At 34.4% G+C, this 15,250-nt stretch carries 12 protein-coding genes; 8 read left to right on the forward strand and 4 right to left on the reverse strand.

What is annotated here, in order from left to right:
- Nucleotides 1–62 precede the first annotated feature (62 nt).
- Together C9914_RS07680 and C9914_RS07685 are read left to right on the forward strand one after the other, a co-directional pair.
- Nucleotides 63–713: a stage II sporulation protein M gene (locus C9914_RS07680; RefSeq protein WP_106764555.1), complete on the forward strand. Its 651-nt coding sequence runs from the start codon at nt 63–65 to the stop codon at nt 711–713.
- 85 nt (nt 714–798) lie between these two features.
- The gene (locus tag C9914_RS07685; RefSeq protein WP_022265675.1) at nt 799–1,722 is read left to right on the forward strand and encodes a hypothetical protein; all 924 of its coding nucleotides are present in this window, start codon (nt 799–801) and stop codon (nt 1,720–1,722) included.
- A 73-nt stretch (nt 1,723–1,795) separates the two neighbouring features.
- Here C9914_RS07685 and C9914_RS07690 read toward each other — a convergent pair whose 3' ends face one another.
- Nucleotides 1,796–3,409, reverse strand: a complete 1,614-nt coding sequence (locus C9914_RS07690; RefSeq protein WP_242972085.1) for a DNA recombination protein RmuC — start codon at nt 3,407–3,409, stop codon at nt 1,796–1,798.
- A 176-nt stretch (nt 3,410–3,585) separates the two neighbouring features.
- Between C9914_RS07690 and hisH the strand changes: the two genes are divergently transcribed.
- Both hisH and hisF read left to right on the forward strand, forming a co-directional pair.
- Nucleotides 3,586–4,200, forward strand: a complete 615-nt coding sequence (gene hisH, locus C9914_RS07695; protein ID WP_106764559.1) for an imidazole glycerol phosphate synthase subunit HisH — start codon at nt 3,586–3,588, stop codon at nt 4,198–4,200.
- 13 nt (nt 4,201–4,213) lie between these two features.
- The gene (gene hisF, locus C9914_RS07700; RefSeq protein WP_022265672.1) at nt 4,214–4,975 is read left to right on the forward strand and encodes an imidazole glycerol phosphate synthase subunit HisF; all 762 of its coding nucleotides are present in this window, start codon (nt 4,214–4,216) and stop codon (nt 4,973–4,975) included.
- 52 nt (nt 4,976–5,027) lie between these two features.
- Here hisF and sigG read toward each other — a convergent pair whose 3' ends face one another.
- Nucleotides 5,028–5,810, reverse strand: coding sequence for an RNA polymerase sporulation sigma factor SigG (gene sigG / locus C9914_RS07705; RefSeq protein WP_022265671.1), 783 nt, complete (start codon nt 5,808–5,810; stop codon nt 5,028–5,030).
- 247 nt (nt 5,811–6,057) lie between these two features.
- Between sigG and C9914_RS07710 the strand changes: the two genes are divergently transcribed.
- The 4 genes from C9914_RS07710 to C9914_RS07725 all read left to right on the forward strand — a co-directional run bounded on the left by C9914_RS07710 (nt 6,058) and on the right by C9914_RS07725 (nt 12,485).
- Nucleotides 6,058–8,832, forward strand: a complete 2,775-nt coding sequence (locus tag C9914_RS07710; protein ID WP_158707371.1) for a CDP-glycerol glycerophosphotransferase family protein — start codon at nt 6,058–6,060, stop codon at nt 8,830–8,832.
- A gap of 22 nt (nt 8,833–8,854) precedes the next feature.
- Nucleotides 8,855–9,214 (forward strand): zinc ribbon domain-containing protein, encoded by a 360-nt coding sequence (locus C9914_RS07715; RefSeq protein ID WP_106764563.1) that lies wholly within the window; start codon nt 8,855–8,857, stop codon nt 9,212–9,214.
- A 239-nt stretch (nt 9,215–9,453) separates the two neighbouring features.
- On the forward strand, nt 9,454–11,520 hold the full coding sequence (locus tag C9914_RS07720) for a glycoside hydrolase family 31 protein (protein WP_106764565.1): 2,067 nt from the start codon (nt 9,454–9,456) through the stop codon (nt 11,518–11,520).
- Between the two features lie 53 nt (nt 11,521–11,573).
- Nucleotides 11,574–12,485 (forward strand): transglutaminase domain-containing protein, encoded by a 912-nt coding sequence (locus C9914_RS07725; protein WP_158707373.1) that lies wholly within the window; start codon nt 11,574–11,576, stop codon nt 12,483–12,485.
- A gap of 118 nt (nt 12,486–12,603) precedes the next feature.
- Here C9914_RS07725 and thiS read toward each other — a convergent pair whose 3' ends face one another.
- On the reverse strand, nt 12,604–12,801 hold the full coding sequence (gene thiS / locus C9914_RS07730; protein WP_106764569.1) for a sulfur carrier protein ThiS: 198 nt from the start codon (nt 12,799–12,801) through the stop codon (nt 12,604–12,606).
- 62 nt (nt 12,802–12,863) lie between these two features.
- Entirely contained in the window at nt 12,864–14,759 is a 1,896-nt protein-coding gene (glgB, locus tag C9914_RS07735; protein WP_106764570.1) for a 1,4-alpha-glucan branching protein GlgB, read from the reverse strand.
- Between the last annotated feature and the right edge of the window lie 491 nt (nt 14,760–15,250).

The following is a 15,250-nucleotide window of genomic DNA, read 5'->3' on the forward strand; positions in this document are numbered from 1 at the left end:
AAAACATACCCGCCCTTCATATTATTTAACGAGATGTAAAACAGGTAGAGGAGTTAAATAATATGAAGGGTATAGTTTTTACAAAGCCAAAATTTTTGAAAAACCTTTTCAGACGCAACAGACCGAAATTTGACATCAGAAAAAATGCTATGTTTCTGTTGCTGTGCTTATTTTTGCTTGTTGGAGTGATTTTAGGCGTTATCTGTGCAAGAAATGGGGACAAGTCACTTATAGAAAAGCTTGATTTTCTATTTCTGACAGATTTTGAAAATAAGCGTAATATGGGATTGTTTTCGGTTTTCTCGGCAAGCTTTGCCTCTGGATTTTTACTGTTGCTTGCGACATTTTTGCTTGGAATTTCCTCGTGGGGCTTTTTTGTCCTGCCTGCCATACCGTTATTTAAAGGCTTTGGTTTTGGAATTTCAACAGGCTATATGTATGCCGCATACGGTGCGTCAGGAATTTTCTATAATATTCTTGTTGTACTTCCGGGAGCGTTTATTTCAGCCTTGGTTTTAATTATAATATCAAAAGAAAGCTTCAGATTTTCGTGGGATATTATGACTTCGTTAATAGGCTATAAATCTGACATTTCTGGAGAATTTCGACTTTACATAATAAGGATATTTTGGGCATTGATAATTCTTGCAGGTGCGTCTGTTGTAGATATGCTGTTTTCGCTTGTATTTTCGGGCTTGTTTTCCTTTTCTTGAAGTGATATAATATAAGATAGTTTGTCGAATAAGCTTATCTTGACATAGCAGATATCGACAGGACTATTAAAACTCAGGAGAAATAATGATGTCCAATTCTAACAGTAAGCCTGAAAAGAACGGTGCTTTAATTGATTTTCTTTCTAATGTTTTGACAGGAAATTTTAAAAAGCTTGTTCTTATAAATTTATTGCTCGATATACCGCTTGTAATAATAGCAGGAATCATAGCTTTAATATCATATCTGCTCGGTGGAATATATATATTCGTTGTAATGCTTGTTATTCCATTGCTTGCACCATTTTCGGCGGGTGTTTTCTATATAGTAAGAAATATAGCCAAGGGTGAAAAGATAAAAATTGCAGAGCAATTTAAGCGTGGTGTTAAGGATAATGCGTTTCAGTTTTTTATACAAGGAATAATACATTATCTTGTTTTTACTGGCTTTTATGTTGCATTTGAATTTTATCGGAATGACCTTTCAAATCCACTTATAATTTCCGCATTAGTAGCAAGCATAATAGTTGCACTGATTTACCTTTTTATGACTTTTAATATGGGTATGATGACGGTAACAGTAAAGCTGAAATCAATAGATATTTTCAAAAATTCACTGTTGCTTTCATTTATGGCGATAGTTCAGAATGTAAAAACGCTATTAGCAATGTTGTTTATATTTGCATTAATATTTTCTGTAACTATTCTTATTTCTGATATGACTATTGTTGTTTGTATTCTTGCGGCACTTATACTTATTATTTTGCCAACACTGATTTTTCTTATAATTGGTTATAACTCATATCCTGCAATAAAGGATTTTGTTATTGATTCTAAAACAGAGAAAAAGCCACAAGAAGAAAAAAAGGTTATGCTTCCACAGCTCACAGCAGAAGAACTTGAGGAATACGCCGAGGGTGACCCAAATGAATATGTCTATGTAGATGGAAAAATGGTTAAGCGAGCAACTGTTTTGAAAATGCTCGAAAAGCTCAAACAAAATAACGAATAAAAAATCAGGCAGATAGTATTGAAAGCTATCTGCCTGATTTTTGTTTAATAATTTTAATTCATATTGATATTTTTTAGTTTATATCTAATAACTTCTCAGCGTCTTCTGATGAATCAAGAGTTGCAACTGTATTTAGTCTACGATTTATAGCTCTTGTACGAGTGCCAACAAGCTTTTCAAGCTCATCATCAGCTTGTTTCAAGCGTTCTCTTGTCTTATTAAGAACTTTCTCAAAGTTATTAAATTCTTTCTTTGCTCCTTCAAGTATCTTCCATACTTCACCACTCTTTTTCTGTATAGCAAGGGTTCTGAAGCCCATTTGCAAGCTATTAAGCATAGCCGCCATTGTAGAAGGTCCCGCAATATTGATTTTATATTCTTTTTGCAAAACCTCAACCAAGCCCATATTAACAACCTCAGCATATAAGCCTTCAAATGGTAAGAACATAATCGCAAAATCAGTAGTATGCGGAGGAACAATATATTTATCGTGAATGCTCTTTGCACATCTCTTGATTTCAAGTTCAAGAACTTTTCGTTTTGCCTTAAGCTCGTCAGGATTTCCACTATCATATGCAGTAAGCAGATTAGAATATGTATCACCTGGAAATTTTGAGTCAATCGGAAGATATACATATTCACCGTCTTCCATACCAGGAAGTTTTACAGCAAAATCAACCTTTTCACTGCTGTTAGGGTTTACAGTAATTTGTTCTTCAAATTGCTCCGGAGCAAGTATTTCATTCAGTATCGCACCGAGCTGAATTTCGCCCATAATACCTCTTGTTTTAACATTAGAAAGAACATTTTTAAGGTCTGAAACACCAGATGCAACATTTTTCATTTCACCTAGACCTTCATAAACTTCTGCAAGACGCTTATTAACAGTTTCAAAGGATTTAGATATTCTATCATCAAGTGTTTTTTGAAGCTTTTCGTTTACTGTATCATTAATCTTATCAAGGCTTTCAGCATTTGAATTGCGTATATCGTCAAGATTTTTAAGGATTTGCTGTCTAATTTTATCAAGACTTTCAGTATTTTCTTTTGCTGTATTATTGATTTTATCAAGGCTTTCAGTGTTTGAACGGCGTATATTCTCAAATGTTGCAAGAATATCTTGCCTGATTTTATCAAGATTTTCAGTATTTTCCTTTACTGTGCCATTTATTTTATTAAGGCTTTCTGTATTGGAATTGCGTATTCTATCAAAGTTTTCAAGAACCTCCTGTCTGATTTTGTCAAGACTTTCAGTGTTTTCCTTTACTGTACTATTGATTTTATTAAGGCTCTCTGAATTTGATTTGCGTATATTTTCAAGTGTTAAAAGAATATCCTGTCTGATTTTATCAAGACTGTCAGCATTTTCTTTGATAAGAGCAAGCATTTTATTATCAATTTTAGCAAGTATCTCATTGGTTCGGGTTTGCTGTCGGCCTTGCTCATCTCTAAGGCTATCCCCAAGTATAGAGATTTGCTTCACAGTCGAATTTCCCTGAGATATAGATTGGTTCATAAGAAGATTACTTTGTGCATCAAGATTTGATTTCAGAATATCAATTTTTTTGTTCAATTCCTCAATTTCGCCATTGTTATTATTGCTTACAGCAGTTTTATTTGATTTCATTATTGAAAAAACAAGCAAGGCAATAATAATAATACAGCATATTAAGATTACAATGTCCACTTAATCACATTCCTTTCAATATTTGTTTTATGACTTATATTATACATTATAATTTTAGCAAAGGCAATATTGTATTTTATTTCCGTATTTTCCTTTACTTATAATATAATAAACAAAAACTTGCAGGTATAAACAAAATATGATAAAATATTTTATATTGTGAAGGAGGGTTTTTAATGATTGCTGTTATAGACTATGGTGCAGGCAATATTCAAAGTGTTGTTAAGGCTTTGAAGTTTATTGGCTGTGACTGCATTGTTACAAACAAAAAGGAAGAACTTCTAAAGGCCGATGGTGCAATTATGCCAGGTGTTGGCTCTTTTGGAGATTCTATGGATTCAATGATAAAGACAGGAGCTAAAGACGCTGTTTTGGAATTTATTGAAAGAGAAAGACCGTTTCTTGGTATCTGTCTTGGTTTACAGCTTCTTTTCCCAGAAAGTGAAGAAAGTCCAAATGCTAAGGGTCTAGGATTGCTTGATGGTACAATTACAAAGATTCCTGCGAACACAGGACTTAAAATTCCTCATATGGGTTGGAACTCTCTTAAAATACTCAAGCACGATGGAATTTTCAAAGGCATTGAGGGTGAACCTTATGTTTATTTCGTACATTCCTATTTTCTTACTGCACAAGACCAAAGCATAGTTTCTGCTCAAACTGAATACGGCGTAAAAATTGATGCCTCAGTTCGCAAGGATAATATTTTTGCTACTCAGTTCCACCCTGAAAAAAGCGGTAAGGTTGGCTTACAGATTCTCCAGAACTTCATTGATATTACAAAACGCTAAGGAGGCTTTAAAAATGTACGCAAAAAGAATAATTCCTTGTCTTGATGTTAAAGATGGCAGAGTTGTAAAGGGTACTGAATTTGTTAATCTTCGTGACGCCGGCGACCCTGTTGAAGCGGCAAAAATCTATGACCAGCAAGGTGCAGATGAGCTTGTTCTTCTCGATATAACAGCCTCCTCAGATGCAAGAGGTATACTTGTTGATATTGTTCGTGCGGTTGCAGATAGCGTTTTTATTCCATTTACAGTTGGTGGCGGCATCAGAACCGTTGATGATTTTACAGAAATTCTCCGTGCTGGTGCGGATAAGGTTTCAGTTAATTCAGCGGCTATAAAAAGACCTGAAATAATCAACGAGGCAGCATATAAGTTTGGTTCTCAGTGCGTTGTTACTGCGATTGATGCGAAACGCCGAGCAGATAACAGTGGTTGGGATGTCTATATAAACGGCGGAAGAATAAACACAGGAAAAGATGTTCTCCAGTGGGCCATTGAGGCTGAAAAGCGTGGTGCTGGTGAAATTCTTCTCACAAGTATGGATTGTGATGGCGTTAAGAATGGCTATGACCTTGAACTGACAAGGGCAGTTTCTGAAAATGTAGGCATACCTGTAATTGCATCAGGCGGTGCAGGAAGTATGGAACATTTTTATGATGCTTTTACAGAGGGAAAGGCTGATGCAGTTCTCGCGGCATCTCTTTTCCACTTTGGAGAGATAGCTATACCAGACCTTAAAGAATATCTTTCTGATATGGGTATTTCAGTTAGAAAATAAAAATTAAAGGCAGTTGCATTTATGTAGCTGCCCATTTATGAAATATTTATTTTTAGATTTCATTTTTGATTTTTTCTAATGCACCCTTTTCAAGTCTTGATACTTGAGCTTGGCTTATGCCGATTTCTTTAGCAACCTCGGTTTGTGTTTTTCCTGCAAAAAATCTTAATGAAAGTATACGCTTTTCTCGTGGCTCAAGTGAGCGGATAGCCTCTTTTAATGCAAGCTCGTTAAGCCAGTTCATATCATCATTGGCATCTCCAACTTGGTCCATTACATAAATAGTATCCGCTCCATCTGAAAATACTGGTTCATATAATGATACAGGCTCTACTATTGCTTCAAGAGCTAAGACAACATCTTCTTTTTTTATACCAAGCTCTTTTGCAATTTCTTCAACAGATGGCTCTTGATTTTTTTCAGCAGTAATACGCTCTCTTACTTGCATTGCACGATATGCTGTGTCACGCATAGAACGGCTAACTCTTATAGTATTACTGTCCCTTAAAAATCGTTTAACCTCTCCAATAATCATAGGAACACCATAGGTGGAAAATTTTACATCAAGAGAGCTATCAAAATTATCAATAGCTTTTATTAAACCAATACAACCCACTTGGAATAAATCGTCAGGGTTTTCACCCCTGTTTGCAAATCGTTTTATAACACTTAAAACAAGCTTGAGATTGCCATTAATCATATCATCTCTTGCTTGTTTTTTCTGTTCTGGAGTTCCGTCGTGCATAAGCTTAAGCAGGGCTTTTTTTTCGCTTTCGTTAAGGACTTTAAGCTTAGATGTATTTACACCACAAATCTCAACCTTTGAAAATTGCATAGTATAAACCTCGCTTTCTTTTATATTTTTTAGTATTAGCAAGAAAGCAAGGCTTAATTCAAATTATTTATAAACAAATTATCTATGTGGTATAATTTGCCCGAACACAGTAAATTTTAAGATATATAGTTGTAAATATAAAACAATATTTTTGTGTATTTAGTTGAATTTGTTTCTTAAAGATTGAAATATGTCAAAATTATGGTATAATATTTTAGATATTGAATTTTTACGGGGGCTTTACAAAATGGATTATAAAGTAGCAATGTCAATGACTAATAGCAGCTTTAATCCTTCAGCATTGACTGTTATTATACCAATTTTTGACGGAACCTTTAAAAGCAAGCTTAATGTTACACTCGATTCTATTCTTGCTCAGACTGATATTGAACAAAATCAGATTAAGCTTATCGTTATAAATGGTATAAATTCTAAATCTTGCAGAAAAATCTGCGAAAAATATAAAGAAACCTTTGGCGATATTCTCAATATGGTAAGTGTTCCTGCAAATAACCTTGCAAAGGCTATGAATATCGCATTACCACTTGTTGAAACTGATATTTTTACAGTAATTAACTGCGGAGATGTTATCAGCGATAATTACCTTTCATCAGGGCTTGAGAGATTCAGAAAGACACCCGGAGCAGATGTTATTTCTACTATGGCATATTGCATAAACAAGGCTATTACTACAAGTAAGGTTGCGTATCTTTTCAATCTTTCAAAGTATAATAAATCTGTAATCATTGACCTTCATAGAACACCACAGTTCTTTCACGATTCAATCTATGCTTGCTTTATAAAAACAAGTACTGCAAAAGAGTTGCAGTTTAATGAACAGCTTAATTATGATGCAGGAAATGATTATATCATAAGACTTCAAGCAAAGAAAATGGCCTTGTCAACCGTTTCTGATTGTTCTTATAGCTTCCGTATGCCACAGGAAGACCAGTTTATGTATTATCTTCCAGCACATTTCAAAGAGTGGTATACAGAGGAAACAACCGAATTTTTAATTCCACTTTTGAGTGAGATTAAGGACGAAAACGGTAAAACACCTGAATTTGTTCAGGTCGCAGCAATGTTTCATATTGCAATTCGTTTTCTTGCTAACCTTGATAATAGAAATAAGCGAACAATGAATGATGAAGAACTTCAAGATTTCTTTAGAAAGGTTCGTGCAATTCTTAATCTTATTGATGATGCAACTATCTTAAATAAAAATAAATATAAGATTCTAAAATATAGTGCAGAAGCCGCTTTGATGTTTGAGAGAATTAAAAATGACGGAGATATAGATTTATCCTACACATATTTCAAGAGAAATGTAAGAATTAACTTTAAAGATGTTGAATTGCTTGCAATAAGTACTCTCAAGGTCGGTATTCATGTTATGGAATATCATAATGGACAGCTGGTTATAGATGGTTCTTTCAGAGGAATTATGCCATTTGAAAACTATAAGCTTTATGCGAGCTTTAATGGCATAGATTATGAGCTTGAAAATAACGACAGATATTCTCTTACAAAATATTTTGGAGTAAGTGCTTATAAGAAGTTTACTTTCCATTTGGCTCTTGACCTCGAAAGAGCAAGAAACAAGCAAAGATTATATTTCTATGCAGTTGTAAATGGTGAAAGAGTAAATCTTGGGATTTCTTTCTTGCACCACTGGGCAAAGCTTACAGCTTCACCAAAGGGTGCTTACTGGAGATTTAACGAATATACAGCAGTCTATGATAGCAACACAATTCTTATAACAAAGGCAAGTGCTAAGGATACTTTCAAGAAAGAAATTCACTTCCTTAGAAATACTTTCCCACAGAGTAAGAGTATGTTCCTTAGAAGAATTGCTTATTGGCTTACAAGACCATATTTCAAGAATAAAAGAATTTGGATTATGTATGATAAGCTCTATAAGGGTGGAGATTCAAGCGAATATCTCTATCGTTTCTGTAAAGGAAACAATGATGGCATTACTCGCTACTATATTATTGATAAGAATACTCCAGATTATCGTAAGCTTAAAAAAGATGGTATGAAGCCACTTAAAAACCATTCCTTAAAGCATAAGATGGCTTTCCTGAATGCTGATATAATTCTTATTACAAACAGCAATACTTTCCCATTTAATGGCTATTCTATGGAATATTCAAGATTTATTCGTGGATTTTGCAATTTCTCTACAATGTGCTTACAGCATGGACTTACTGTTCAGAAATGTGCTATGGCTCAACAGAGAATAGTTGATAACACAAAGCGTTATTTCATTGCGTCAAAGTATGAGTATAATAATCTTATGCACCACGCATATGGATATAAGGGCTTTGATTATGTTCGTCTTACAGGTATCGGAAGATATGATGGGCTTGTATCAAACGACCAAAAGCAAATCTTGCTTTCTCCTACATGGAGAATGTATAATGCTATGCCTGTTACTACAAGCGAGGGTGAACAGAGAGCATATAATCCAGATTTCAAGAATACAGTTTATTATAAGATTTATAATGACCTTATAAATAATGAAAAGCTTATTGCAACAGCTAAAGAATGTGGCTATAAGATTAAGTATCTTCTCCACCCGATTGTAAGTGCTCAGGCAAAGGATTATACTCCAAATAGTGCGGTTGAAGTTATACCATCAGTTGGTGATTTAAGCTATGAGAAAATTCTTACAGAATCAAGTCTTATGGTTACTGACTATTCAGGCGTACAATTTGACTTTGCTTATATGAAAAAGCCACTCGTATACTTTCACCCAGCAGAACTTCCTGCTCATTATGACGACGGCTGTTTCTTCTATGATACTATGGGCTTTGGTGAGATTTGCACAACATCAGAACAGCTTGTAGATACTCTTTGCGAATATATGCGTCAGGGCTGTAAGATGAAGCAGAAATATATCGACAGAGTCGATGATTTCTATAATTTCCATGACCATAATAACTGCGAGCGTATATATAAAGAGATTATGGACTATCAGAAGATTGTTGATAAGGATAAGATGAGAATAAGTAAGTGATTTATCGGAGGAAAACTATATTATGAATATAGCTGTGATTTTTTTTATATTCTTTGTTTGGATTGCAATAGTTGTAGGAATATGTGCATTATTCGTATGGATTTGCAAAAAAATTGCAGAATCTAAAGGGTTACCAAGTTCATATATGTGGTTTGGACTTTTGGGCGTAATAGGTATAATTATTGTTGCTGTTATGGGTCCTTCATATCCTCAGTATCCACAATATCCGCCACAAAATGGGCAAAATCCATATCAGCAAAATACATATTTCGGAAATAATCCATACCAACAGCCTCAGCAACAAAGCTGTTGCCCACACTGTGGAGCTCCTATTGATAACTATTCTATTACTTGCAGTCATTGTGGACAAATGTTAAGATAAGTAATAATTTACTAACCATCACTGATTTTTAGAAAGCATCTGATGTATTGTATCAGGTGCTTTTTATTATTATAAAATTATCCAAAGTGCATAAAAATTGTAAATAATAGATATATTGCCTTGATTTTATCTAATGATATGATATAATCATATCAAGAATTTAAAAAATTCTTTTTTAAAATTTTATTTAAGCATGGCTTGAAATTTTTAAATAAGATATTTTGGAGGTTAAGTCTGATATGATAAAAAAGTATATTTATGGTTCTCCTATTGAAACAGGTGCAGTTGTTATTGATATGTTTCCAGAGAATGGTAAACCTGATATGTTCTATGAAGAGGACTATAAGCCAAATTGTCTTGAATTTGGTATGACTGATGCTGATGTTATATATGGTCTGGGTGAAGCTAATCGTGGAATAAATAAGCGTGGATATATTTACACTAGTTTCTGTAACGATGACCCGGTTCATACAGAAGAAAAGCTTTCACTATATGGAGCACATAATTTTATTTTAGTTGATGGCTTCGAGCGTTTTGGTGTCTTTGTAGATACACCCTCAAAGATTACTTTTGATATAGGTTTTACTGATAGTAATATACTTTCTATTGAATGTGAAACAGGAGATTTCGCACTATATATAATCACCGGAGAAAGCCTTTATGATATTGTCAGACAATTTAGAGGGCTTATCGGCAGAAGCTATATTGCACCAAAATGGGCTTTTGGTTTTCAGCAAAGCCGTTGGGGCTATCGTACAGCAGACGATGTCAGAAAAGTAGTTAAAAAATATCGTGAGAGCGGTATTCCGCTTGACGCAGTATATCTTGATATAGATTATATGGAGAGGTATAAAGATTTTACAGTTGATAAAAAGTCTTTCCCTAATTTTAAAGAATTTGTTGCAGAAATGAGAGAAGAGGGCATACACCTTGTCCCTATAATAGATGCTGCTGTAAAGATTGAAGATGGTTATGATGTTTATGTTGAGGGTGTTCGTGATAATCATTTCTGTAAAACTGCTGATGGCAGAGATTTTACCGCAGGAGTATGGCCAGGAAAGACACATTTTCCTGATTTCTTAAACTCCAAGACTCGTAAATGGTTCGGAGATAAGTATAAAACTCTTGTTGATGATGGAATAGAGGGTTTCTGGAACGATATGAACGAGCCAGCTATTTTTTATAGTGAAAAAGGCTTGGCATCTGCACTTGAAGCAGCCAATGAAGCAGAAGGAAAGGATTTGGATATAAATTCTTTCTTTGCGTTAAAAGATAAGTTTACAGGGCTTTCAAATAGTGATAAGGATTATGCGTCGTTCTATCATAATATGGATGGAAAGGTTCTCTGTCACGAGCTTGTACACAATCTTTATGGCTATAATATGACTCGTGCCGCTGCGGAGGCTTTTGAAAGATTTGACCCTGATAAGAGAATGTTGATTTTCTCAAGAGCATCATATATAGGTATGCACAGATATGGCGGTATATGGACAGGTGATAATCAATCCTGGTGGGCGCATATTCTTATGAATATCAAGCAAATGCCATCACTTAATATGTGCGGTTTTCTTTATACAGGTGCAGATTTGGGCGGCTTTGGTGGCAATTGCACAAGAGATTTACTTCTCAGATGGCTTGCTTTTGGAATATTTACTCCACTAATGAGAAATCATTCCGCTCTCGGAACAAGAGCTCAGGAATGCTATAATTTCGGAAATACAGAAGATTTCAAGAATATCATTTCAATCAGATATAGCTTGATACCATATATTTATAGTGAATATATGAAAGCTGCTCTTTCAGATAAAATGATGTTCAGACCGCTTTCTTTCGATTATCCAGAGGATAGCTTTGCATCTTCAGTTGAAGACCAGCTTATGTTTGGTGATGGACTTATGCTTACTCCTGTATATACTCAGAATGCAAGGGGAAGATATGTATACCTACCTGAAGATATGCTTTATATTAAATTTAAAAGTCCAACACAAAGAAAATATGCACTTCTTCCGAAGGGTTATCATTTTATAGATGTCGCCTTGAACGAAGTACCGCTCTTTATGAGAAAAAATAAGCTTCTTCCACTTTGTAAACCAACAGACCGCACAGATAATATTGATACTTCTCGTTTTGAAGTTATTGCATATGCGGATAGACCTTGTGAATATGTTCTTTATGATGATGACGGCTATACAACAGATTATGATAAGCCAGAACATTTCGATTCTATTGCAATTAAAGAAGATGTCAATGGCAAGCTTGTAATATTTTCTAATAAGCAAATCGTCAAGGTATCATTATTTAACTAAGGGTGATTACTCTGAAAAAGCTAATAGTTTCTGTAATTCTTATTGTATTTCTTATGCAAATATCAACAATAGTATATGCCTATGAAGATAACTCATTAGAGTATGCTAAGCAAAGTATAATCAATGCACTTGAAAACTTTGAAAATGAAGTTGATATAAGCGAGTATAATATTTCAAAAGACGATATGAGTGGAATTGTTACAGATATTATTGAAGAAAATCCCCAGCTCTTTTATGTAAATCGAGAGTATAAGGTAAGTTATTCAGAGCAGAGTAATGAAGCCTTTTCTATATACTTTTCATTTAAATATAGTGATTCTGAGCTCAGAATAAAGGTTAATGATTTTAATTCAAGAATACAGCTTATAACTGATGAAATTATGAAATCAGAAACCGACTTCGATAAGATACATTCGTGCCACGATTATATAGTGAAAAATTATAGCTATGATGAAACTAAAGGAAGTTCCGATGTATATAATATGCTTCTTACAGGGCAGGGAACTTGTATGGCATATACCGGACTTTTCGATTATGTAATGAAGCAATGTGGCATAGAAGCAACAACTGCAAAAAGCGAACAGCTTAATCATATCTGGAATGTAGTTAAGCTTGATGGAGAATATTACAATATAGATGTAACATGGGATGACCCTATTGGAGGAGTAGCTTTTTCAACAAGTCATAAGTATTTGCTAAAAAGCGATTATTACTTTGACTTGCATAAACATGAGGGCAAAGAATCTAAGGTTGATTGTACAAGTACACTCTATGATTCTTATAAATGGTCTGATGAAGGAATTTTAACTCAAGTTGAAGATGTTGATGATGTATATGAATATCTTACAGCAACAATGCCAGCAATATTCATAATATCAGTCATAAGCATCATTATAATAGTGATAAGCATTATAATAACATCAATAATAAAACGCAAACGAGGAATTAATAATCCATATTATTGATTTACAAGAAAGACTTTTTTATGATCAAATGAACTGCTTTTTCTTTTGCTATTATTAGAAATAAAAAAACTTCCGTAGCTTAATATAAAACTACGGAAGTTTTTTTATATTTAGTTCTTTAGCAGCCTCCACCCATAAAGTGTACGACTTCTATTATGTCGCTGTCATTGAGCATAACCTCAGAAAAATTTTCTCGTGGTACAATCTCATCATTGCGTTCTATGGCAATTCTTTGAATATTATAGCCCTGTTCTTTAAGAAATTCCTCAAGTGTTGTTGCTTTTGTTAGTTGAATCTGTTCTCCGTTTACCTTCATTGCAATTCTCCTTCATTTAATTTTTGAATATTATAGCATATCAGAGTAAATAGAGCAACAGCTTATTTTCTTGTTGTCTTTGGTTTTACGGTCATTCGCTTAACTGGTCGATTGATTTTTTTAACCTCAAAAATAACAGTTCCAAAAGGCGGTATAGTAACTTTTGCAGTGCAAGGAAAGTTATTATAAGGAATATCCTCTGATTTGATTTTCTTATCGTTTCTTACATTACAGCCACCGTAAATATCCCATTCAGTGTTAAGAATTTCAGTAAGCTCGCAAGGATATTCTGTTCCGATAGGGAAATTTTCGTGAGTTACAGGAGCACAGTTCATAATGACTATAAATGCGTCTTTTTCGCTTTTTCTTATATAGGAGTAAATATTATTGTGGTTATCATTAGCATCAATCCATAAGAAACCGCTGCTATCATAATCGTGCTTGTAGAAAGCAGGGTGAGCTTCCATAACTGCGGATATATCATTGAAGAATCTTGCAAATCCTTTGTGTGATGGATATTCAAGCAAGAACCAGTCAGGCTCTTTGGTTTCGTCCCATTCACGGAATTGTGCAATTTCATTGCCCATAAAATTAAGCTTTTTGCCAGGGTGAGTAAACATATAAGTATAGAGTGAACGAGCCTGAGAGAATTTCTCGCCATATAAGCCCCACATCTTATTAACAATAGTTGCCTTTCCGTGAACAACCTCATCATGTGAAAGTGGGAGCAGATAGCGTTCGTTGTAGAAATAAGCCATAGACCAGTTGATTTTATTGTGGTGATATTGGCGAAGGAATGGGTCAAGCTTGAAATATTCAAGAGTATCATTCATCCAGCCTAAATCCCACTTATAGTCAAAGCCTAAGCCACCTTTTTCAACAGGACGGGTAACATTAGGAAAGTCGGTTGAATCTTCCGCAATAAGAATAACATTTCTGAATGTATTATCAAGATTCCAGTTCATCTTGCGGACGAAATCCAAAGCTCTGTCGTTAATTCCTCTGTCTTTATTGCCCATCCAATAGATAGCATTACTGATAGCGTCCATACGAATACCGTCAAAGTGATATATATCGAGCCAGAATGCAGCAGAACTCATAAGAAAGCTCTGAACCTCACCTTTTGAGAGGTTAAAGTTATAAGAACCCCATTCGCTTTGGTTTACATCTGATGGTGGATACTCATAAAGTGGAGTGCCGTCAAACATACCCATTGCATAGTCATCACGGACAAAATGTACGAATGCAAAGTCAATGATAACACCAATGCCATTATTATGGCACTTATTTATGAATTCCATCAAATCCTGTGGCTTGCCATAACGGCTTGTTGCACTGAAATAACCAGCAGCCTGATAGCCCCAAGAGCCGTCAAATGGGTGTTCTGCAAGAGGGAGTATTTCAATGTGTGTGAAGTGATGTTCCTTTACATAAGCGATAAGCTCGTCTGCAATTTCGCTATAATTATACCAAAGCTCATCAGGCTTACTTTCTTCAGTTATGCCACCATTAGGCATTTTCCAAGAGCCAAAATGAATTTCATAAATGTTAAAAGGTTCATCATATAGCTTTGTGCGTGAATTTATCCACTTAGAATCGGTAAACTTAAATTTATCAAGTGATGCTATGATAGAGGCTGTGCCTGGTCTTAGCTCAGATGCGAAAGCGTATGGGTCAGCTTTATCCACAATTCTGCCATTAGCCTGATATACTCTATATTTGTACATCTGACCTTCACAAGCATTAGGAACGAAAAGCTCATAAAAACCTCTGCCATCGTTTTTCATAGCACTGTTTTCGCCATTCCAGCCATTAAATTCTCCGATAAGTTCAACTCTACGAGCAGCAGGTGCATATACTCGGAACATTACGCCTCCATCAGTTATATGAGCACCAAAATATTTATAAGCATAGAAACATTCCCCACGATAAAAAACCTCGGATGAAAAATCAAGCATTATAATTCCTCCTAATATATAATAATCCATACTTAGTATAGCAAAAAGCCGAATGGTTGTCACTATACATTCCTAAAAATTTGTAAAACTAAAAAAGAATTTTGTAGAAAATATTCATAGATAATCAACTTTTATAGAATTTAAATTAGTTGAAAAGTGCAGAATATGTATTAGCAAATTAGACAGAATTAGGAAATAAATTTAAAATGAGTAGGAAATTAGCTGAAATTCATATATATATATTGACAAATGCTCAAAAAACAATAGAATAAATAATGCATGGTAAATTTAAAAATTATAATTGCCAATATATTTTTAAGACAGCATAAATAATTGCTTAGCAGTTACTTCTTCTGTGATAATAGATTTTTTTATCAATGTTGAAGTTTTGACTGAAATGTGTTGCCACTGTTAAGGACAATACATTTAGCAGTTCTTACTCTAAATGCGAACAAAGTTCGCACTTTATTTTAAATTTAAGGTGGTGCTAT

It is taken from the genome of Pseudoruminococcus massiliensis, from assembly GCF_900291955.1.
Classification (GTDB): domain Bacteria; phylum Bacillota; class Clostridia; order Oscillospirales; family Acutalibacteraceae; genus Pseudoruminococcus; species Pseudoruminococcus massiliensis.

Coding starts and splice junctions, on each gene's coding strand:
- C9914_RS07680 (WP_106764555.1), top strand. CDS start 63: ATGAAGGGTATAGTTTTTACAAAGCCAAAATTTTTGAAAAACCTTTTC.
- C9914_RS07685 (WP_022265675.1), top strand. CDS start 799: ATGATGTCCAATTCTAACAGTAAGCCTGAAAAGAACGGTGCTTTAATT.
- hisH (WP_106764559.1), top strand. CDS start 3,586: ATGATTGCTGTTATAGACTATGGTGCAGGCAATATTCAAAGTGTTGTT.
- hisF (WP_022265672.1), top strand. CDS start 4,214: ATGTACGCAAAAAGAATAATTCCTTGTCTTGATGTTAAAGATGGCAGA.
- sigG (WP_022265671.1), bottom strand. CDS start 5,810: ATGCAATTTTCAAAGGTTGAGATTTGTGGTGTAAATACATCTAAGCTT.
- C9914_RS07710 (WP_158707371.1), top strand. CDS start 6,058: ATGGATTATAAAGTAGCAATGTCAATGACTAATAGCAGCTTTAATCCT.
- C9914_RS07715 (WP_106764563.1), top strand. CDS start 8,855: ATGAATATAGCTGTGATTTTTTTTATATTCTTTGTTTGGATTGCAATA.
- C9914_RS07720 (WP_106764565.1), top strand. CDS start 9,454: ATGATAAAAAAGTATATTTATGGTTCTCCTATTGAAACAGGTGCAGTT.
- C9914_RS07725 (WP_158707373.1), top strand. CDS start 11,574: ATGCAAATATCAACAATAGTATATGCCTATGAAGATAACTCATTAGAG.
- thiS (WP_106764569.1), bottom strand. CDS start 12,801: ATGAAGGTAAACGGAGAACAGATTCAACTAACAAAAGCAACAACACTT.
- glgB (WP_106764570.1), bottom strand. CDS start 14,759: ATGCTTGATTTTTCATCCGAGGTTTTTTATCGTGGGGAATGTTTCTAT.